The organism is Streptococcus suis (genome assembly GCF_019856455.1).
Taxonomy (GTDB): Bacteria; Bacillota; Bacilli; order Lactobacillales; family Streptococcaceae; genus Streptococcus; species Streptococcus suis_AE.
Genome location: NZ_CP082205.1, coordinates 1,524,957 through 1,547,546, shown reverse-complemented (window position 1 = coordinate 1,547,546; position 22,590 = coordinate 1,524,957). Strand labels below are relative to the sequence as shown.

General features: G+C 42.2%; 11 protein-coding genes and 3 pseudogenes. 10 read left to right on the top strand and 4 right to left on the bottom strand.

Going from position 1 to position 22,590, the window contains the following annotated elements; all coding sequences use genetic code 11:
• Positions 1–407 precede the first annotated feature (407 nt).
• The 8 genes and pseudogenes from K6969_RS07640 to K6969_RS07605 form a co-directional block, all read left to right on the top strand.
• Positions 408–2,003: a type I restriction-modification system subunit M gene (locus K6969_RS07640; protein ID WP_321537365.1), complete on the top strand. Its 1,596-nt coding sequence runs from the start codon at positions 408–410 to the stop codon at positions 2,001–2,003.
• A 78-nt stretch (positions 2,004–2,081) separates the two neighbouring features.
• Positions 2,082–2,756, top strand: a complete 675-nt coding sequence (gene rpiA / locus K6969_RS07635) for a ribose-5-phosphate isomerase RpiA (RefSeq protein WP_321537364.1) — start codon at positions 2,082–2,084, stop codon at positions 2,754–2,756.
• Positions 2,757–3,083: 327 nt separating this feature from the next.
• Complete coding sequence (locus tag K6969_RS07630) at positions 3,084–4,295, top strand: phosphopentomutase (protein WP_171942819.1); 1,212 nt, start codon at positions 3,084–3,086, stop codon at positions 4,293–4,295.
• Complete coding sequence (locus tag K6969_RS07625; protein ID WP_100881308.1) at positions 4,295–4,651, top strand: ArsC/Spx/MgsR family protein; 357 nt, start codon at positions 4,295–4,297, stop codon at positions 4,649–4,651. The genes K6969_RS07630 and K6969_RS07625 overlap by 1 nt, the downstream gene beginning before the upstream one ends.
• 11 nt (positions 4,652–4,662) lie before the next feature.
• Complete coding sequence (locus K6969_RS07620) at positions 4,663–5,472, top strand: purine-nucleoside phosphorylase (protein ID WP_171942820.1); 810 nt, start codon at positions 4,663–4,665, stop codon at positions 5,470–5,472.
• 32 nt (positions 5,473–5,504) lie between these two features.
• A complete protein-coding gene (deoD, locus tag K6969_RS07615; protein ID WP_024375898.1) occupies positions 5,505–6,218 on the top strand; it encodes a purine-nucleoside phosphorylase in 714 nt (237 codons plus the stop codon).
• Positions 6,219–6,392: 174 nt separating this feature from the next.
• Positions 6,393–8,660, top strand: a complete 2,268-nt coding sequence (locus K6969_RS07610; protein ID WP_321537363.1) for a glycogen/starch/alpha-glucan phosphorylase — start codon at positions 6,393–6,395, stop codon at positions 8,658–8,660.
• A 335-nt stretch (positions 8,661–8,995) separates the two neighbouring features.
• Positions 8,996–9,854 (top strand): annotated as a pseudogene (locus K6969_RS07605) (IS630 family transposase); the annotation flags it as partial.
• A 232-nt stretch (positions 9,855–10,086) separates the two neighbouring features.
• On the opposite strand, the gene K6969_RS07600 reads toward K6969_RS07605, so the two are convergent.
• The 3 genes from K6969_RS07600 to K6969_RS07590 all read right to left on the bottom strand — a co-directional run bounded on the left by K6969_RS07600 (position 10,087) and on the right by K6969_RS07590 (position 11,078).
• Positions 10,087–10,464 carry a type II toxin-antitoxin system HicB family antitoxin gene (locus tag K6969_RS07600; RefSeq protein ID WP_024375896.1) on the bottom strand — a complete coding sequence of 126 codons (378 nt, stop codon included), beginning with the start codon at positions 10,462–10,464 and terminating at the stop codon, positions 10,087–10,089.
• A gap of 35 nt (positions 10,465–10,499) precedes the next feature.
• On the bottom strand, positions 10,500–10,691 hold the full coding sequence (locus K6969_RS07595; RefSeq protein WP_024375895.1) for a type II toxin-antitoxin system HicA family toxin: 192 nt from the start codon (positions 10,689–10,691) through the stop codon (positions 10,500–10,502).
• A gap of 168 nt (positions 10,692–10,859) precedes the next feature.
• Entirely contained in the window at positions 10,860–11,078 is a 219-nt protein-coding gene (locus K6969_RS07590) for a hypothetical protein (protein ID WP_253911811.1), read from the bottom strand.
• 57 nt (positions 11,079–11,135) lie between these two features.
• On the opposite strand from K6969_RS07590, the pseudogene K6969_RS07585 reads away from it, so the two are divergent.
• Positions 11,136–11,771 (top strand): annotated as a pseudogene (locus K6969_RS07585) (site-specific integrase); the annotation flags it as partial.
• 387 nt (positions 11,772–12,158) lie between these two features.
• On the opposite strand, the pseudogene K6969_RS07580 reads toward K6969_RS07585, so the two are convergent.
• A pseudogene (locus K6969_RS07580) lies at positions 12,159–12,287 on the bottom strand (AraC family transcriptional regulator); the annotation flags it as partial.
• Between the two features lie 215 nt (positions 12,288–12,502).
• Here K6969_RS07580 and K6969_RS07575 point away from each other — a divergent pair.
• Entirely contained in the window at positions 12,503–22,423 is a 9,921-nt protein-coding gene (locus K6969_RS07575; protein WP_321537362.1) for a DUF1542 domain-containing protein, read from the top strand.
• The last annotated feature ends 167 nt before the right edge of the window (positions 22,424–22,590 follow it).

Below are 22,590 nucleotides of genomic sequence, written 5' to 3'. Positions count from 1 at the left end.
ATCCAACTCCTAGTAGAGCCATTTCGGTGGTTCACAATGTTTGTTTTATATTAAAATAAAATCGTCAGTGTCCCAAAATATTGACGGTTTTATTTTTTGTTTTTTTATTTGATATAAAGAATTATTAGATTAGACTGGTTCAACTAATGCTAATTTGAGCAGGTACCTCCGACGTGAGATTTTTGAAACGATATTTTTCAAAAATCGAGCTAGTGCGAGCCTTAGACAAATCGAATAGGATTTGTCGTTACTTGATGAGTAAGTTTACTTACCATCAAGTATAGGCTAGCCTTTCTGTAAGATTTCGGACTTATTTCCATAAGCACCACCTCCAGTTAGAAAGTTGGAACCACCGTCATATTTCTCTACTTATCTATTATACCATATCTTTAGAAAGAATCACAGACATGAACAATTCAAACAACTCACAATCCCTTTACCAGTCTCTTTGGAATGCAGCGGATATTCTCCGTGGCAAGATGGACGCTAACGAATACAAGTCCTACCTTTTGGGCTTGATTTTCTACAAATACCTATCAGATAAGTTGCTTTTGGCAGTGTGTGACAACCTTGATGAATCCTTTGATAGTTTGTCACAGGCTCAAAGGCTCTATGAAGAAAATTTTGCGGATCCAGATGTTAAGGAAGATTTGCTAGATGTCCTTGATGATGAGCTGGGTTACTTTATCGAGCCTGGTCTGACTTTTACGGCCTTGGTGGCAAAAGTCCACACCAGCAACTTCCAGTTGGAAGATTTGGCACAGGGCTTCCGTGATATTGAGCAGTCCAACGAGATTTTTGAAAACCTTTTTGAAGACATCGACCTCTACTCTAAAAAGCTAGGACCAACACCGCAAAAGCAGAATCAGGTCATTTCAGCCCTGATCAAAGAACTCCATGAACTCAATCTCAGCAACCATGATGGGGATGTCTTGGGAGATGCTTATGAGTACCTGATTGGTCAGTTTGCCAGCGACTCTGGAAAGAAAGCAGGGGAGTTCTATACACCTCAAGCCGTTTCCCACCTCATGACCCAGATTGTCTTCCTCGGACGGGAACATCAAAAGGGTATGACCCTCTATGACCCAACCATGGGGTCAGGTTCCCTCCTTCTTAACGCCAAACGTTACAGTAAAGAGGCTTCGACCGTTTCCTACTTCGGTCAGGAGATTAACACCTCGACCTACAACCTGGCCCGCATGAACATGATGCTCCACGGGGTTGCTATTGAGAACCAAAAACTTCATGTTGGTGATACCCTTGATGCGGACTGGCCAACGACCGAGCCGACAGACTTTGACGGGGTACTCATGAACCCACCTTATTCTCAGAAGTGGAGTGGGGACGCTGGTTTCCTGCAAGATGCACGTTTCTCCAGCTATGGTGTCCTTGCACCCAAGTCCAAGGCTGACTTCGCCTTCCTCCTTCATGGTTTCTACCACCTCAAGCATTCAGGCGTCATGGCAATTGTCCTCCCTCACGGGGTTCTCTTTAGGGGAAATGCAGAGCAGAAAATCCGTCAGCATCTTCTAGAAGAAGGAGCCATTGACACCGTGATTGGCCTGCCAGCCAACATCTTTTATAATACCTCCATTCCAACCACAGTCATCATTCTCAAGAAAAACCGCACCAGCAAAGATGTTCTCTTTATCGATGCATCTAAAGAATTTGACAAGGGCAAAAACCAAAATATCATGACCGATGGCCATATCGCCAAGATTTTGAAAGTCTATCAAGACCGTCAGGATGTGGACAAGTTTGCCCACCTAGCTAACTTTGAGGAGATTGTGGAAAACGACTACAACCTCAACATCCCTCGCTATGTCGATACCTTTGAGGAAGAGCCAGTTGTTCCACTAACAGAGCTTGCGGACAAGCTGGCCCAGACCGATAAGGAAATCGCAGCAACTACAGCCCAGCTTGAAGCCATGCTAGGTCAGCTAGTCGGCACCACACCAGAAGCACAGGCAGAATTAACTAGCTTTCTGGAAAAAATGAAGTAGTTAATTTTATGTATTCGCTATCCTCTTAAACCAGTTCGTGGTATAATTATCTCATGAATGACTTCAAAGGAGACAAAGATGACAAACCTTAAAGAGCAAGTTGGGATTAAGGTGGCGGAATTTGTGACGGACGGGATGATTGTTGGGCTGGGTACTGGCTCGACAGCATACTATTTCGTGCAGGAGATTGGCCGCCGGGTTGCAGAAGAAGGACTACAGATCACAGGCGTAACGACCTCTCATGCCACGGCTGAGCACGCTGCGTCCCTTGGGATTCCCCTAAAAAATATCGACGAAGTCGAATATGTGGACTTGACGGTGGATGGAGCAGATGAGGTTGATGGAGACTTCAATGGGATTAAAGGCGGTGGTGCAGCGCTTCTCATGGAGAAAGTGGTAGCAGTCAATAGTAAGGACTGCATCTGGATTGTCGATGAGTCTAAGGTGGTAGATACCCTAGGTGCCTTCAAGTTGCCGGTGGAAGTCGTGCAGTACGGAGCGGAAAATCTTTATCGATTCTTTGAGAAAAAAGGGTATCGTCCAAGTTTTCGTATGCGTAATGGAGAAAAACATATCACGGATATGCAGAACTTTATCATTGACCTTGATTTGCGCAGAATAGAAGATACATATGCCTTGGCGGATGAACTGGATAAAACAGTTGGCGTCGTTGAACACGGTCTCTTTATTGGCTTGATTTCTAAGGTAATTGTCGGTACACCAGAAGGACCGAACCTCATCGAAAAGAAATAAATTGAAACCGCTTCTCATTTTGGTACAATGAGAGGCTTTTTTATGGTATAATGAAAACACGAACGTTTAGACTCTTCAAAAATCTATCCCCTTACCTCGTAGCAGTCAGATGATAGGTACTGAAAAAGCGATAGCTGAACAGCAGGCAGTGAAGCGAATAACAGTATCTAGTTTTGATAGTTAGGAAGTTTGATGCCGAGAGCTGTGACTGTATAAGTATTGCACCTCATTAAAATGATTAGATGTGGTAACGATAATTTCCAGTCTAGCAACTTGGTTGGACGTTGATTTTGGTTGAATCTAACTATTCAAATAAAGGAGACAATTATGCCTAAATTTAAACGTGTTCACTTGGTAGTTATGGACTCTGTCGGAATCGGCGCAGCACCAGACTCAGATAAATTTTTCAATGCGGGTGTAGCAGATACAGAATCTGACACTCTCGGTCACATCTCTGAAAAAGCAGGTCTTGCAGTGCCAAATATGGCAAAAATTGGTCTTGGGAACATCCCTCGTGACACAGCTCTTGCGACGGTTCCTGCTGAAAGTCATCCAACTGGCTACGTGACCAAGCTGGAAGAAGTGTCGCTCGGAAAAGACACCATGACAGGCCACTGGGAAATCATGGGCCTCAATATTACTGAGCCATTTGATACATTCTGGGATGGTTTCCCTGAAGAGATTTTGACAAAAATCGAAGAATTCTCAGGTCGTAAAATTATCCGCGAAGCAAACAAGCCGTATTCAGGTACAGCTGTCATTGATGACTTTGGCCCTCGCCAAATGGAAACTGGGGAGTTAATCGTCTATACCTCCGCAGACCCTGTGCTACAGATTGCAGCCCACGAAGATATTATTCCACTTGATGAGTTGTATCGTATCTGTGAATACGCTCGTTCCATTACGCTTGAACGCCCAGCTCTTCTAGGCCGTATCATCGCCCGTCCTTACGTTGGTGAGCCAGGCAATTTCTCACGAACTGCAAATCGTCATGACTATGCAGTATCACCGTTTGAAGCAACAGTACTCAACAAACTGGCAGATGCGGGTGTACCAACCTACTCAGTTGGTAAAATCAGTGATATTTTCAATGGTTCAGGTATTACAAATGATATGGGTCACACCAAGTCCAACATGCACGGTGTCGATGTGTTGATTGATACTCTGAAGTTATCAGACTTCGAAGAAGGTTTCTCCTTCACAAACTTAGTTGACTTTGATGCTGTGTATGGTCACCGTCGCAATATCGAAGGCTACCGCGATTGTTTGCAAGAGTTTGATGCACGTATTCCAGAGATTATTGACAATATGCGTGAAGATGACCTGCTCTTGATTACTGCAGACCACGGCAATGATCCATCCTATGCTGGAACAGATCACACACGCGAATATGTGCCACTCTTAGCATACAGCAAGGCTTTCAAAGGTAGCGGTGTCTTGCCAGTAGGCCATTTTGCGGACATTTCAGCAACCGTTGCGGAAAACTTCGGAGTGGACACAGCAATGATTGGCGAAAGCTTCTTGGAGAAACTAGTTTAATGGAGAAGCTAACGGTCTATATCAATCCCGACTGTAGCAAGTGTCAAAAATTAAGAATATTGCTGTCTAGTCAGGATATGGAAGTCAAGTGGGTTAATTATTTGGAAACGCCAGTAAGGGGAGTTGAATTGACAGCTCTCTTGGAAAAAATGGGTAGTCAACCTTCAGCAGTTACCCGATTGAAGGAAGAAGAACGACTAGCCTTGTCAGAAGAAGAAATCTTTGAGCGGTTAGTTAAAGAGCCTGCTCTTCTCAATCGCCCCATTATCGAGCGAGAGCAGACAGCCTTCCTCTGTCGTCCACTTGAAATCATCAAAGAAAAAATGCCAGAATATGACTGGTCGGATTATTTATAAAAGGAGAAAATATGAGTTTACTTGCAAAAATCAATGAAACAAAAACGTTCTTGGAAGAAAAAGGTTTGGTAAAACCTGAATTCGGTTTGATTTTGGGTTCTGGCTTGGGTGAATTGGCTCAAGAGGTTGAAAATGCCATTGTCATCGACTATGCAGACATTCCAAACTGGGGTAAATCAACAGTTGTTGGTCATGCTGGGAAGTTGGTTTACGGTGATTTGGCAGGACGTAAGGTTTTAGCACTTCAAGGTCGTTTCCATTTCTACGAAGGAAATCCGATGGAAGTTGTGACTTTCCCAGTCCGTGTCATGAAAGCTCTTGGTTGTGAAGGCGTGATTGTTACTAATGCCGCAGGTGGTATCGGCTACGGTCCAGGTACCCTTATGGTCATTACAGACCACATCAACATGACTGGTCAAAATCCATTGATTGGCGAAAATTTGGAAGAATTTGGTCCACGTTTCCCAGATATGTCAAATGCCTATACAAAAGAATACCGTGAAAAAGCCCATGCCGTTGCGGAAAAATTGAGTATCAAGTTGGACGATGGTGTCTACCTTGGTGTGACAGGTCCTACCTACGAGACTCCTGCTGAAATCTTGGCCTTCAAGACTATGGGTGCCCACGCAGTCGGTATGTCAACAGTACCAGAAGTTATCGTGGCAGCTCACTCAGGTATGAAAGTCTTGGGTATTTCTGCTATCACAAACTTTGCGGCTGGTTTCCAATCTGAACTCAATCACGAAGAAGTTGTAGAAGTAACCGAGCAAATCAAGGGCAACTTCAAGGGATTGGTGAAAGCTATCTTGGCTGAGTTGTAAGCATTCGAAAATAGAACAAAGAGGTACATTACATGTCTATTCATATTTCTGCAAAACCAGGCGAAATCGCTGATAAGATTTTGCTTCCTGGTGATCCACTTCGTGCTAAATTTATCGCTGAAAACTTCCTTGAAGATGCCGTTTGCTTCAACGAAGTTCGCAATATGTTCGGCTACACAGGTACCTACAAGGGTCATCGTGTCTCTGTCATGGGAACAGGTATGGGGATGCCTTCTATCTCGATTTATGCTCATGAACTCATCAATGACTACGGTGTGAAAAAGCTAATCCGTGTAGGAACTGCAGGTTCGCTCAACAAGGATGTTCATGTTCGTGAATTGGTTTTGGCGCAAGCAGCCGCAACTAATTCTCGTATGATCAATATTGACTGGCCAGAGTACGATTTGCCACAAATCGCTGATTTTGGTCTTTTAGATAAGGCTTATCATATCGCCAAAGAACTCAATATGACAACGCATGTTGGCAATGTTTTATCATCAGATAGTTTCTATTCTCCAAAATTGTTTAGCCGCAACTTAGAATTAGGTCAACTAGGTGTCAAGGCAGTCGAAATGGAAGCAGCTGCACTTTATTACCTAGGTGCTAAGTTTGGCGTTCAAACGCTTGCCATTATGACGATTTCAGATAGCTTGGTCAATCCAGAAGAAGACACCACAGCAGAAGAGCGTCAAAATACTTTCACGGATATGATGAAAGTTGGTTTGGAAACTCTGATTGCAGAATAATTAAGAATAATTCTGATTGTAGTAACCTGCAATCGTTTAAAAGACGAACCAATTTCGATTTGTACGGAAGTTGGCTTGTCTTTTTTTATAAATAGGGTATAATTTAGAAAACGTTTACAAAGAAAGAACGAAATCTTTCTGAATGATTACATCAATATATACAGGAGAAACCTTATGATAAATTTACAAAATTTTGTTCAATCTATGTATGCCAAACGCATTGAAGATTGTACAGACCAAGAGCTCTACTACGCCTTACTTGCTTTTACAAAACAGCAAAGTGAAGCCAAATATACTAATGATCAGAAGAAAAAGGTTTACTATATTTCAGCAGAGTTCTTGATTGGTAAGCTCTTGTCCAACAACCTGATTAACTTAGGTGTCTATGACGAGGTGAAGAGCCAGTTAGCTGCTGCAGGCAAGGATTTGATTGCTATTGAAGATGTTGAGTTGGAGCCATCTCTTGGTAACGGTGGTTTGGGTCGTTTGGCTGCCTGCTTCCTTGATTCAATTGCTAGTCTAGGTCTTAACGGTGATGGGGTCGGCTTGAATTATCACTTTGGACTGTTTAGACAATTATTCGAATACCATCAGCAGTCTGCTGTGCCAAACGAGTGGATTACACCACGTTCATGGCTGACTGAGTCACCGATTTCTTACCAAGTGCCATTTGCTAACTTTATCTTGACATCTAAGTTGTATGACATCGATGTACCTGGTTATAAAATGGAACGCAAGAATCGTCTTCGCTTGTTTGACCTTGGTTCAGTTGATGATAATATCATCTACGATGGTATCGAGTTTGACAAAGAAGACATTTTCCGTAACTTAACCCTCTTCCTTTATCCAGATGATTCGACCGATGAAGGTAAAGTTCTGCGTATCTTCCAGCAATATTTCATGGTGTCTAACGCTGCGCAACTATTGATTGACGAAGCAGTTGCTAAGGGGTCAAACTTACATGACCTGCCTGATTATGCTGTTGTTCAAATCAACGATACTCACCCATCACTTGTTATTCCAGAATTGATTCGTTTGTTGGAACTTTGTGGCATTTCATTTGATGAAGCAATCGAAATTGTCAAGAAAATGACTGCTTATACCAACCATACCATCTTGTCAGAGGCTCTTGAAAAATGGCCGCTTGACTTCTTGAATCGTGTAGTGCCTCACTTGGTACCGTTCATCGTAGAATTGGATCGTCGTGCCAAAGAAGTGAAGGATGATCCTGCTGTCAATATCATCGATGAACATGGCCGTGTTCACATGGCACACATGGATATTCATTATGGTTATTCTATCAATGGGGTGGCGGCACTCCATACCGAGATTTTGAAAACATCTGAGTTGAAAGCCTTCTACGAGCTTTACCCTGAGAAGTTTAACAACAAGACAAACGGCATCACCTTCCGTCGCTGGCTCATGCATGCTAATCCAAGTTTGGCAAGCTACCTGGACGGTCTACTTGGACATGGCTATCATCACGATGCTAGCGAGTTGGAAAAACTTTTAGAATACAAGAATGACAATGAACTGAAATCTTGGTTGGATAAAAACAAGCAGCACAATAAGCGTAAATTACAACGTCATATTGCTAAAACTCAAGGTGTTGAAGTTAATCCAGAGTCCATCTTTGACGTGCAAATTAAGCGTATGCACGAGTACAAGCGTCAACAAATGAATGTTCTTTATGTCATTCACAAGTATTTGGACATCAAGGCTGGGAATATCCCTGTGCGTCCATTGACTGTCTTCTTTGGTGGAAAAGCGGCACCAGCTTATACTACAGCACAAGACATCATTCATCTGATTTTGGTCTTGTCACAGGTTATTAAAAATGATCCAGAAGTGGCACCACATTTGCAGTTAGTTATGATTGAAAACTACAACGTAACGGAAGCCAGCTTCATCATCCCAGCGGCAGACATTTCAGAGCAAATTTCTCTTGCATCTAAAGAAGCTTCTGGTACTGGTAACATGAAATTCATGCTCAACGGCGCCTTGACTATTGGTACAGATGACGGTGCTAACGTGGAAATTCATGAGTTGGTGGGAGATGAGAACATATACATTTTTGGTCAGGATAGCCAAACTGTTATTGACCACTATGCAAATGGAACCTACCATCCATATGCCTTCTACGAACGTGAAGCTATCCGTCCATTGATTGATTTCATCACTTCTGACACCATTCGTCATGCTGGTGGTATTGATGAACGCCTCTGGCGCTTACAGGATAACCTCAAGCACAATGACCACTTCATGACCTTGCTTGACTTGGAAGATTATATCTCGACTAAAGAGCAGATGTTAGCAGACTACGAAGATCGCGACAGCTGGTTGGAAAAGGTTATCGTCAACATTGCCAAGGCTGGTTTCTTCTCGTCAGACCGTACGATTCAACAGTACAATGAAGATATTTGGCATTTGGAAGCGAAATAGAAACTAAAAATGACCTTGCGGGGTCATTTTTTGTGTTCTGACTTTGAAAGTATGAGTTGTTGTGGAATTGAAATTTGACTAACGTTTGAGAGTGTTATAACTCCCAAACTCGTGATTTTATACTGTTCAAAAAACAAAAACTAACGTATAATAGATTTATGAAACTTACTATCGAACAAACAAACGAATTAAAAACTTATTTGAAAGATAAAACCTATTCCCCATTTCATAGACGACTTCAAGTAATCCTATTCAGAGCAGAAGGGCTTAGTTATAAGGAAATCACTAACCTTATCGGCTATTCAAAGTATACAATCTGGTCCTTACAAGGCAAGTATGAGCTTGGTGGGATTTCAGCTCTAGTAAGAGAAACGCGAGGTGGACGGAACCGTCAATATTTAACCCTTCAAGAAGAGGAAGCATTTCTAAAAGAACAGTTAACAGCTTCACTAAATGGCGAATTTGTGACCATAAACTCTCTCTACGAAACTTATCAGAAACGGGTTGGACACCCTACGACCAAGGAAGGATTCTATGCCCTTCTGAAACGCCATGGTTGGCGCAAAGTGACGCCAAGACCAGAACACCCTAAAAAAGCAGACGCCGAAACGATTCTAGCGTCTAAAAATAAAATCTTCATTCACGAAAATAGGAAAGCGCTTCAAGAATAGTCGTCGCTATCATAAAGTCAGACTAATGTATCAAGATGAGGCGGGTTTCGGTCGGATTAGTAAAATTGGAAAGGCCTGGGCACCAAAAGGGGTGAGACCGCATGTACATAGCCACTATATTCGTGAGTATCGCTATTGCTATGGTGCTATTGATGCCCATACAGGAGAGTCCTTCTTCATTATCGCTGGGGGTTGCAATACAGATTGGATGAATGTTTTTCTCAAACAACTATCTGAAGCTTATCCTGACGATTATATTTTATTAGTGATGGACAATGCCGTTTGGCATAAATCAAGTACCTTAGAGAAACCACATAATATTGGTTTTGAGTTTATTCCTCCCTATACTCCTGAAATGAATCCAATTGAACAAGTTTGGGCTGAGATTCGAAAGAGAGGGTTTAAGAATAAAGCTTTTAAAACACTAGATGATGTGATAAACAAGCTTCAAGAAGTGATACGAGAGTTAGATTGGTCTATTTTAAAACCAATTGTTAGTAGACGATGGTTAAAAAACACTTGATTGGTTTGATTTTGATTTTTGTTGAGTATTACTGGTTTTTTAAAAAATCGTATCTCTTTATATTTCCTTATGTTCCCCCTCAGGGTGAACAAAAAGGTGAACAAATTTTACAATGAAAAAAAGGTTATCAAAGGGCGATAACCTCAAAAATTTTATGAGTTTAGCAGGCAAGTAACTAGCGTATCGAATTGATGCGCTTTTTTTGATTGCTGGTAAGTGTATTATATCATGTTTACACTTGTAATCGTGTTTCTAAAGCCGTTGTTAAAATTTCCGAATAGTTCAAACCCTCACGGTCTGCCAATTTTGTTAACCATTCAGGCACTGTCACATTCTTTCTAATTGCTTTATTATTCTTAATATACGGTGTTGGATCAGCTTGTATCATTGAAACAAAGCCATCAGGAGCGCTTAACTCCTTTATATCGCTTACTTTTGGTAACTCCATCCCCTCATCAATATAAAGGGCAATAGAGCTTTCTAAAAAATCACGGGCATTGTACATAGCTTCCTCAAGGTTATCCCCTTGAGTACCACCACTAAACTCTGGGAACTCCACCCAATAACCTTGTTCATCTTTATGAAAAATAGCTGGGTAAGATTTTAACATGTTTCTACCTCCAAAAGCGAAAAAGGAGGGGCATTTCAAAGTAGCCCCAAATCTCTCAGGATTTTCTTTTCTAGCCCTTTGCCCAAGTCCTTGTTTCCATGAACTGGGATTGTGACTATTTTTGAAAATCCTTCTTTTTTGAAATGGTGGTGACTTCCATTGACTCGGATTTCTTTCCACCCGTTAGCCTCTGCAAGTTTTGCCATTTCTTTTCCAGTAAGTGGCATAGCGCTCTACCTCCTTACATTATTTATTATATACACATTATGCGCATTTGTCAAATTCTTTTATCTTAAAAACTTCAAAAAGGGAAAATTGTGCACGGAAAGGGCCGGCGTTGTGGAATCACGAACAAACCCACCCCCGATTAAAAAATTGGGGGTATTTTGCGAATATTAGCCCTGTCCGTCTTTATACTGCAATAGTTCCCCATTCTTAAATATACAAGCAAAGTCTAACAAAGCTGTTTGTAATGCTTCGTAAAACATAGACTTTCCCATGTAAAAACTTTCATAGAGTGCCAAACCTGCTTTCTGTCGCTTGATATACTTCTCTGTCAGTATGTCACTATATAACTTATCCAAGTTTGAGATAGCTCGCTCTATTTCATCCACTTCCTGACTTACTGCGATAGCGTTCAGTAATCTATCTTCTTGCGTGCTTCGGGTCGTCAGGCGGTCAGGTTTATCGAACCTGAACACTTAAAACAGTTTCTCGATTATGCTGAACAATTAGCAAGTAGGAACTTTACCAAGTATTACCAATATGTTATTTTTAAGTTATTACTTGCCACTGGTTGTCGTATTGGTGAATTGTCTGCCCTTGAATTGTCTGATATTGACCTAGAAGCTGGTACAATATCAATCAGTAAAACCTATAGCATGGAACTACACATTATCGGGACAACAAAGACAAAGGCGGGTACCCGTATTATCAGCATAGACAAAAAAACAGTTCTCTTGCTGAAACAATATCAAAATCGTCAACGCTTGATGTTTCTTGAGGTTGGCGCGTGTGCTCCTGGTGTTGTCTTTGCGACAACTTTAAGGGAATACCTCCCACGGGTTTCACTACAAGAAGTTATAAATTGTCGGTGTAAGGCTTTGGGTATTCCTCGTTTTACTTGTCACGCATTCCGCCATACCCACGCTAGTTTACTGTTGAACGCTGGTATCACTTATAAGGAATTACAATATAGGATCGGTCATTCCAATATCGCTATGACTTTAGATACATATGGTCACCTATCCAAAGACAAGGAAAAAGAAGCGGTTTTATATTACGAAAAAGCCATGAATAGTCTTTAGGGTGAACAAAAAGGTGAACAAATTACAAAATCAACTAAATACAAGGTGCTAGAAACTGCATGAAATCAACGTTTGAAAGGATAAAAGAAAAAATATTATGAAAATCCGTGGATTGGATAGTCGAGTGAATTAAAAACAGGACATATCTAATACTCATTAAAAATCAAAAATAGCATATTGAGGTCAATTTCTATGTGTAAAATTTCAATATCTAAGCTCAGATTGGAAATCATAGATTTTGACTAGCCATTCTCTTTTCGACAACTTCAAAATTGAAATTCTCTATATACAATTTGATTAGTAGATAGCTACTTTTGATTTTAAATGAGTATTAAAATTACTAATCTCTAAAGTGAGTTGCAATTAATTTGTGAATGATAATCGGAACAATTCCTTGAGCTTTTGGAATTTTTGGTCGGTATCATCAGTATAGTGTCTGTCTACATGGCGATGTTTAAAAAGCAGATAAAGGAGTTCATGTAATTTTGCTTTTATCGTGATGTCGAAATAGATACCTTCTTCTTGGATTCTAGAACTCTAGTCATCAATGAACTTGTTGCACTTGACTTTACAACGTGCGGTACAAAGAATGTACTAAAATACTTGAAAATCGGGGGGGGGGGGGGTGAGGTATAATTAACTCAGAGTCTTGGTGACTTGAAACTAGGGAAAACTGATTTTTTGAACGCTTCTTTTTTCTCTGGTAATATTTATTCAAAAGGAGTGACGATATGAATCGTTCGAAAAAGAAATCATTTGATTGGTATGGAGCGCGCCAGCGTTTCTCTATCCGTAAATATCATATTGGTGCTGCAAGTGTTCTGTTAGGTACGACCTTGGTTCTTGGTGCAGGAACGATTGTAGGCGCTGAAACAGGAGTCAATGGGGGTGGAACTTCCGATGGCACAACTTCAACAACGCAACAGCAATCGGATAATCAAGGGAACAATAGCTCAGGAGTTCAGACTGGTAATACAACAAACTCAACTGCGAATGTCCAGCCTGCAGGTGATACAGGTTCAGCAAGTAGCCAACCAGTAGGAACCTCACGTTCAGCAAATACTGGAACACAAGGAGATGGTACGACTAACCCAACTGTAGATGAACCGATTATCAAATTTCCGACATCGGAAAGTGATCCAGTTCCTAATGGGTATGTCCTTGTTTCATTTCAAAAACCTGAATATGGTTCATATGTGTTCAATAACTTGCCAGGAGAATTTCCGAATGCCACTAAACAATCTATTAATAGTAGACCTATTCAGTTAGAAGTGAGATTTTGGGTTAAGGAAGGGACTACTTGGGGGCAATTGATAGAGGACCCCAATTGGCGATGGCCAACGATGAAACCTAACGATGGAGATGTTTTTATTGATTGGAACATTGGTTATGGCTATAGTAATCGTTTTGATTTCAACAAAAAGAAAGACCAGCCAGTTACTACTACTTATTTTTTCCCTGTAGTTGGTTATGAGGTTGAAGAAGTAGAGCCACTAAATGCCAATGTTAATGCTTTTCTAGCTTGGTATAGTCCAGAGGGGAAAAGTAAATGGTTGATTGTAACCTTTGATGCCGGAAAAGGTTCAATGACTTATAAGAATAAACAATACACTTCACGTTCTGTAGCTGCGTATTTCCAAGGTATTGGTTATGATAACCGTCAATTTACTAGTAAGGTTGTAAGTCCTACATTAGCTAATCATACCTTTGTGCGTTGGCAAACACGGGATGGGGTAGTGTTACCTAAGAGTGGGACAATCACAACTGAAACAACCTATGAGGCACTGTATCTTGCGCATCCACAAAACCAGGTAGCTGTATTTGATAGTACAAAGTTAACAGATTCCGAGAAAGAACAGGTCAAGCAAAAGATATATGATGCAAACCCTGATTTAAGTACAGGGGTTCCGCAAGTCATCAAAGCGATTGAGATATCCGATACAGGTGAAGCTACTGTAACATTTAATGATGATACCGCAGTTAAAGTTCCATCCGCAACTCTCACCAACGAAGACAAGGCTACTGCTAAAAGCAATGCCAAAGCAGAAATTGAAAAAGATGCAATGGAAAAGAGTGCTGCCATCAATGCCTCAACTCTTACTAATGAGGAGAAAGCAGCTAAGTTAGCGGACGTTCAAGATGCAAAAGATCGAGCTGATATTGCAATTGATAAAGCTACTACTACTGAAGACTTAACTAAGGCTATTTCGGATGGTACAGCAGCGATTGAAGCAGTTAGCACAACTAGTACTATAAAAACAAAAGCTAAGGAAGCTCTTGAAGAAGCCTACAATACTGAGAAAGCAGAAATTGAAAATTCTGTACTTACAGCTGACGAAAAAGCTATTAAACAAGCTGACTTGAGTAAAGCTAAGGAAAATGCTATAAAAGCAGTTGATGATGCAACAACAGATTCGGCTGTTGAAGGGGCTCTTAACAATGGTAAAGCGACTATTGAGTCTACATACACAGCAGTTATTAAATTTCCAAGTTCTACAAGCGAAACTGCTCCGGAAGGGTATGTAACCGTGACATTTAATAAGTCACCGTGGGATAAGGGCTTAACATTAGGAAATCAAAGTGGTAATTCGGTAAGAATTTTTGTCAAAAATGATGTAACATGGGCAACACTTCTAAGTGACCCTGCTTGGCAATGGCCTACTGTCAATACAAATTCAGGTGACATAGTTGTTGGTTGGGGTTCTCATACCAACTATAGCGCAAGTGTTGCGTTTGTATATGACAAAATGAAGGACCAAGTTGTTAGAAATACACAATTGTGGCCAAATGTAGTCTATGAAGTTGAAGATGTTCATAGTACCATTGATGCTTATTTAAAACAATACGGTGCAGATGAGCAGGATAAATGGTTGTTTGTTACCTTTGATGCTGGTCAGGGGGCTACACTAAAAGGGACAACTAATCAATCAAAATCTGTGGCAGTATACTATCAGAATATTGGTTATGATAATAGCTTGTTCACGAAAAAGGTTGTAAACGGTGTATTGGCAAATCACACCTTTGTTCGTTGGCAAACAGCAGATGGTAAAGTTTTACCAACATCAGGTACTATTACATCAACTGAAGTTTACAATGCACTCTACCTTGCACATCCAACAGATAAGACCACTGTCTTTGATGCCAATAAACTAACAGAAACTGAAAAGGATAGTTTAAAACAAGCGATTAACAACGCGAATACAGATAGCGCTAACCTCATTCAAAGCATTACCGTATCTGATACAGGTGAAGCAAAAGTAACCTATAATGACGGTACTGTCGTAACAGTTCCAGCATCACACCTCATCAATGAAGATAAAGAGCCTGCAAGAAATCTTGCGAAAGAGGAAATTGATAAAGCATCAAAAGAGAAGGTTGCTGAAATCAATGCTTCTGCCCTTACTGATGAGGAGAAAGCAGCCAAACTGACGGAAGTTCAAGAAGCAAAAGACCAAGCTAATAATGCAATTGATAATGCTACTACTACTGAAGACTTAACTAAGGCTATTTCGGATGGTACAGCAGCGATTGAAGCTATCAATACAACTACAAGTGCTGAGAAAGCAGCCGCTAAGCAAACTCTTGAAGATGCCTACAATGCTAAGAAAGATGCGATTACCAATTCAGGTTTGACAGCTGAAGAAAAAGACGCAAAACAAGCAGAATTGGATAAAGCTAAAGAAGATGCTGAAAATGCTATCGACACAGCAACAGATAATGCAGGTGTAGACGCAGCACTTGAAGCTGGCAAAACAGCCATTGCTGGAATCGACACAAGCACAAGTCCTAAGAAAGCAGCCGCTAAGGAAGAACTTAAAGCGGCAGCAGAAGATGCTAAGAAAGCAATTGACGCTAACGACAACTTGACAGACGCTGAGAAACAAGCAGCTAAAGATGCAGTAGATGCAGAAGTAGCGAAAGCAGAAAAAGCCATCGACGCAGCAACCAAAGCTGATGAAGTAGATGCAGCAACTCTTGCAGGCACGAAAGCTATCGCCGCAGATGTTCTTGACGCAGCTAAACAAGATGCTAAGAACAAGATTGCCAAAGATGTAGAAGCAGCAAATGCAGCGATCGAGTCAAATCCAAACTTGTCAGAAAAAGAAATTGCAGATGCTAAGGCAGCAGTAGCAGACGAAGCTAAGAAAGCAAACGACGCAATCGATGCAGCAACGACTCCAGAAGCAGTTCAAGAAAAAGAAGAAGAAGGCACGAAAGCAATCGCTGCAGATGTTCTTGACGCAGCTAAATTGGATGCTAAGAACAAGATTGCTAAAGACTTGGCAACTGTAGAAGCAGCTATCGATGCGAACTCAAACTTGTCAGACGGTGAGAAAGAAGTAGCGAAACTTGCAGCTCAAGCTAAGGCAGCAGAAGCAGTTGCGAACATCGAAAAAGCAACAACACCAGAAGCAGTTCAAACCTTAGAAGATGCAGCTGTAAAAGACCTTGCAAACATCGAGATTAAAGCGGCTTACGATGACGCAGTGAAAGCGATCGAAGCAGCTGACAACTTGTCAACAGCAGCTAAAACACAAGCCTTAGAAGACTTGAAGAAAGCTCGCCAAGCAGCAGAAGAAGCTATTAAGACAGCATCAACGGCTGATGAAGTTGCCAAAGGTGCACTTGATGGCTTGAAATCTATTGCTAAAGTTGAAGCAAAAGCAGCAGCTGACGATGCAAAAGCAGCTATTGCACAAAATTCAAACCTGACAGATGCTGAGAAGAAAGTCTACACAGATGCAATCGATAAAGCGTTGAAAGATACAGAAACTAAGATTGACGCTGCAACGGATGCAGATACTGTTGACGCTGAAACAGTTCTTGCTCAAAAAGACATCGCTAAGCAAGAAGTAGCCGCAGCTACAGCTGATGCTGTGAAAGGTATTGAAGCAAATACCAACTTGACAGATGCTGAAAAAGATGAATACAAAGCAACTGTTACCAAAGCAGCTGAAACAGCTGAAAAAGCTATTACAGATGCAACAACAGCAGCTGACATTCAAAGCAAGACCTTCGATGCTACTCAAGATGTTGCTAAAGAAGAAGTAAAAGCTGACGCAGCTGATGCAATTGCGGGTATCAAGGCCAACGACAACTTGTCAGATACTGCCAAAAAAGAAGCAATTGCAGCCATTGAGGAAGCAAGAAATACCACTCTTGAAAACATCGAAAACGCAAAAACAGCAAAAGAAGTAGATACAGCGACACTTGACGCTGAAAAAGCAAATGCTAAAGCAGAAATCAAGGCAGCAGCCGATGACGCTAAGAAAGCAATCGACGAAAACGCAAACTTGCCTGCATCTGATAAGAACGCTCTTAAATTAGCGATTGATGCAGAAGTTGCAGCAACAAACCTTGAGATTGACAATGCTAAGACAGCAGAAGAAATCGACGCAGCAACTCTTGCAACAGAAAAATCAATTGCTAAGGCAGAAGTCAAAGCCGCTGCAGAAGATGCATTGCAAGCTATCGATGAAAATGCTAACTTGACAGACGATGAGAAAGCAAAAGCGAAAGCAGATGTCTACGTTGAATTGAGCAAGGCTGAAAAAGCAATCGATAAAGCAACCACAGCAGATGCTATCGACAACGCAACGCTTGTAGGTGAAAAAGCATTCGCTACTGCAGAACTTGAAGCAGCAGCCGACGATGCTAAGAAAGCCATCGATGCCAACACTCACTTGACAGACGACCAGAAGCAAGCTGCTAAGGATGCAGTCGATGCTGAATTGGCAAAAGCTAAGGAAGCCGTTGTAGCAGCGAAAACAGCTGATGAAGTTGATGCAGCAACTCTTGTAGGTGAGAAAGCAGTCGCTAAGGAAGAAATCAAGGCAGCCGCAGACGATGCTAAGAAAGCCATCGATGAAAACGCAAACTTGACACCAGACGAGAAAGCAGCCGCTAAGAAAGCAGTAGATGCAGAAGTAGCGAAAGCTAACGAAGCTATCGACAAGGCAGCAACAGCCGATGCAGTAGACACAGCTACACTCGTAGGTGAGAAAGCAGTCGCTAAAGAAGAACTTAAAGCGGCAGCGGACGATGCTAAGAAAGCTATCGACGAAAACGCAAACTTGACACCAGAAGAAAAAGCAGCCGCTAAGAAAGCCGTAGATGATGAAGTTGCTAAGGCAGAAAAAGCTATCGATGCAGCAACTAAAGCAGACGAAGTTGAGACAGCAACTCTTGCAGGTGAGAAAGCAGTCGCTAAAGAAGAAGTCAAAGCGGCAGCAGAAGATGCTAAGAAAGCCATCGACGAAAACGCAAACTTGCCTGAGTCTGAGAAGACTGCTCTTAAATTAGCGATTGATGCAGAAGTTGCAGCAACAAACCTTGAGATTGACAATGCTAAGACAGCAGAAGAAATCGACGCAGCAACTCTTGCAGGTGAGAAAGCAGTCGCTAAAGAAGAAGTCAAAGCCGCTGCAGAAGATGCATTGCGAGCTATTGATGAAAATGCTAACTTGACAGACGATGAGAAAGCAGCAGCGAAAGCAGATGTCTACGTTGAATTGAGCAAGGCTGAAAAAGCAATCGATAAAGCAACTACAGCAGATGCTATCGACAACGCAACGCTTGTAGGTGAAAAAGCATTCGCTAAGGAAGAACTTGAAGCCGCAGCTGACGATGCGAAAGCAGCTATCGACGCCAACGACAACTTGACACCAGAAGAGAAAGCAGCCGCTAAGGCAGCAGTAGATGCAGAAGTAGCGAAAGCAAACGACGCAATCGATGCAGCAACAACAGCAGACGAAGTTGACGCAGCAACTCTTGCAGGTGAGAAAGCAGTCGCTAAAGAAGAAGTCAAAGCCGCAGCCGACGATGCTAAGAAAGCCATCGACGCCAACGACAACTTGACAGATGCTGAGAAACAAGCAGCTAAAGATGCCGTAGATGCAGAAGTAGCAAAAGCTAACGAAGCTATCGATGCAGCAACTAAGGCAGACGAAGTAGATGCCGCAACTCTTGCAGGTGAGAAAGCAGTCGCTAAAGAAGAAGTCAAGGCCGCAGCCGACGATGCTAAGAAAGCCATCGACGCAAATGACAACTTGACAGATGCTGAGAAACAAGCAGCTAAAGATGCCGTAGATGCAGAAGTAGCAAAAGCTAACGAAGCTATCGATGCAGCAACTAAAGCAGACGAAGTTGAGACAGCAACTCTTGTAGGTGAGAAAGCAGTCGCTAAAGAAGAACTTAAAGCGGCAGCAGAAGATGCGAAAGCAGCTATCGATGCTAACGACAACTTGACACCAGAAGAGAAAGCAGCCGCTAAAGAAGCAGTAGATGCCGAAGTAGCTAAGGCAGAAGAAGCCATCGATGCAGCAACATCAGCAGAAGAAGTTGACACAGCAACTCTTGCAGGTGAGAAAGCAGTTGCTAAGGAAGAACTCAAAGCAGCCGCAGAAGATGCTAAGAAAGCAATTGATGCCAACGACAACTTGACACCAGAAGAGAAAGCAGCCGCTAAAGAAGCAGTAGATGCAGAAGTAGCTAAGGCTAACGACGCAATTGATGCAGCAACTAAAGCAGACGAAGTTGAGACAGCAACTCTTGTAGGTGAGAAAGCAGTCGCTAAAGAAGAACTTAAGGCAGCAGCAGAAGATGCGAAAGCAGCTATCGATGCTAACGACAACTTGACACCAGAAGAGAAAGCAGCCGCTAAAGATTCAGTAGATGCAGAAGTAGCGAAAGCTAACGAAGCTATCGACGCAGCAACCAAAGCAGACGAAGTTGAGACAGCAACTCTTGCAGGTGAGAAAGCAGTTGCTAAAGAAGAAGTCAAGGCAGCAGCAGAAGATGCTAAGAAAGCAATTGACGCCAACGACAACTTGACAGACGATGAGAAAGCAAAAGCGAAAGCAGATGTCTACGTTGAATTGAGCAAGGCTGAAAAAGCAATCGATAAAGCAACCACAGCAGATGCTATCGACAACGCAACGCTTGTAGGTGAAAAAGCATTCGCTACTGCAGAACTTGAAGCAGCAGCCGACGATGCTAAGAAAGCCATCGATGCCAACACTCACTTGACAGACGACCAGAAGCAAGCTGCTAAGGATGCAGTCGATGCTGAATTGGCAAAAGCTAAGGAAGCCGTTGTAGCAGCGAAAACAGCTGATGAAGTTGATGCAGCAACTCTTGTAGGTGAGAAAGCAGTCGCTAAGGAAGAAATCAAAGCCGCAGCCGACGATGCTAAGAAAGCCATCGACGCCAACGACAACTTGACAGACGCTGAGAAACAAGCAGCTAAAGATGCAGTAGATTCAGAAGTAGCGAAAGCTAACGACGCCATCGATGCCGCAACTAAAGCTGATGAAGTTGGCGCAGCAACTCTTGCAGGTGAGAAAGCAGTCGCTAAGGAAGAACTTAAAGCGGCAGCAGAAGATGCTAAGAAAGCAATCGACGCCAACGACAACTTGACACCAGAAGAGAAAGCAGCCGCTAAAGATGCAGTAGATGCAGAAGTAGCGAAAGCTAACGACGCAATCGATGCAGCAACTAAGGCAGACGAAGTAGATGCCGCAACTCTTGCAGGTGAGAAAGCAGTCGCTAAGGAAGAACTCAAGGCAGCAGCAGAAGATGCTAAGAAAGCAATTGACGCCAACGACAACTTGACAGACGCTGAGAAACAAGCAGCTAAAGATGCAGTAGATGCAGAAGTAGCTAAGGCAGAAGAAGCCATCGATGCAGCAACATCAGCAGAAGAAGTAGACGCAGCAACTCTTGCAGGTGAGAAAGCAGTCGCTAAAGAAGAACTTAAAGCGGCAGCAGAAGATGCGAAAGCAGCAATCGATGCTAACGACAACTTGACACCAGAAGAGAAAGCAGCCGCTAAGGCAGCAGTAGATGCAGAAGTAGCGAAAGCTAATGACGCAATCGACGCAGCAACTAAAGCAGACGAAGTTGATACAGCAACTCTTGCAGGTGAGAAAGCAGTCGCTAAGGAAGAACTTAAGGCAGCAGCAGAAGATGCTAAGAAAGCAATCGAAGCTAACGACAACTTGACAGACGCTGAGAAACAAGCGGCTAAAGATGCCGTAGATTCAGAAGTAGCGAAAGCTAACGAAGCAATTGATGCAGCAACTAAAGCAGACGAAGTTGACGCAGCAACTCTTGCAGGTGAGAAAGCAGTCGCTAAGGAAGAAGTCAAAGCCGCAGCCGACGATGCTAAGAAAGCAATCGATGCTAACGACAACTTGACAGATGCGGAGAAACAAGCGGCTAAAGATGCAGTAGATGCAGAAGTAGCGAAAGCTAACGACGCAATCGATGCAGCAACTAAAGCTGACGAAGTTGAGACAGCAACTCTTGCAGGTGAGAAAGCAGTTGCTAAAGAAGAAGTCAAAGCCGCAGCCGACGATGCTAAGAAAGCCATCGATGCTAACGACAACTTGACAGACGCTGAGAAACAAGCAGCTAAAGATGCAGTAGATGCAGAAGTAGCTAAAGCTAACGACGCAATCGACGCAGCAACCAAAGCAGACGAAGTTGACGCAGCAACTCTTGCAGGTGAGAAAGCAGTCGCTAAAGAAGAACTTAAAGCGGCAGTAGAAGATGCTAAGAAAGCTATCGATGCAAATCCAAACTTGTCAGATGCAGAGAAACAAGCCGCTAAAGATGCAGTAGATGCATCAGCAGCAGCGGCAAATAAAGCAATTGACGGTTCAACATCTTCAGTTGAAGTTCAAGCTGCTAAAGATAAGGGCAACGCTGCTATTGCAGAAAATGTTCTTGATGCAGCTAAGCAAGGTGCTAAGAACAAGCTTATGGAAGAAGCAGATAAAGCGAAAGCAGCTATCGATGCAAATCCAAACTTGACACCAGAAGAGAAAGCAGCAGCTAAGGCTGAAATCGATAAAGCTGTTGAAGAAGCAATTATTGCTATCAATGGTGCTGGAACTCATCATGCATTGGGTGAAATCAAACTTCCACTTTCAGCTCTTATCAAACCAGTTGTAACAGTAACACCAGTACTTGATCCAAACAACTTGACTGAAGAAGAAATTGCTCGCATCAAGGCTCTCCTTGAAGAGAACAATACATTCCCAGAAGGAACTGAAATCATCGTTTCTAAAGATGCTTCTGTGTCAATCAAGTACCCAGATGGTTCTATTGACTTGATATTGCCAGCAGAGATTGTGAAACAGGCAGATACAACTGCTCCTGCGATTACAGACGATGCTAAAGGTAATATTGTAGTTGCTCCAACTAAAGAGGCTGTTGAATTTGTTGTTACCTACGTAGATAACAATGGTAAGGCACAACTTGTTGTTGTTACTAAGGGTGCAGATGGTAAATGGACAACAACTGCTAAAGCTGTGATTGTAGATCCTGTTACTGGTCAAGTTATCATTCCAGGTTCTGCTATCAAGCCAGGAACAGTTGTGACAGCTTACTCTAAAGATATGGCTGGAAATGTTTCAGACTTGAATTCGGCAGAAGTTGAAGCAGTAGATGCAAATAATCCTGCAGCAGGAGTGAAAGTGAAATCAGTTACTTCTACTTCAAATGCCAACAAGTCAACTAAGAAAGCTAAGCAATTGCCAAATACAGGTGAAAAAGCAACTTCAGCAACTTCACTTGGATTAGCAGTTCTTGGAATGGGATTAGCACTTTTCGCAGCAAAGAGAAAAAAAGACGAAGAAGAAGCTTAAAATAAGCCATTCATCGAAATCTTTTTGATAAGAAACTAGCTTTTCTCGAAAAGTTGAGTACAGATGGATATCTCTTGGTAAGTCATCCATCTGTACAGTTCAAAATAAAAAGGATCTAAGGTCATTAGACTTTAGGTCCTTTTGTTGTTTTGCTAAAAACATAAAAA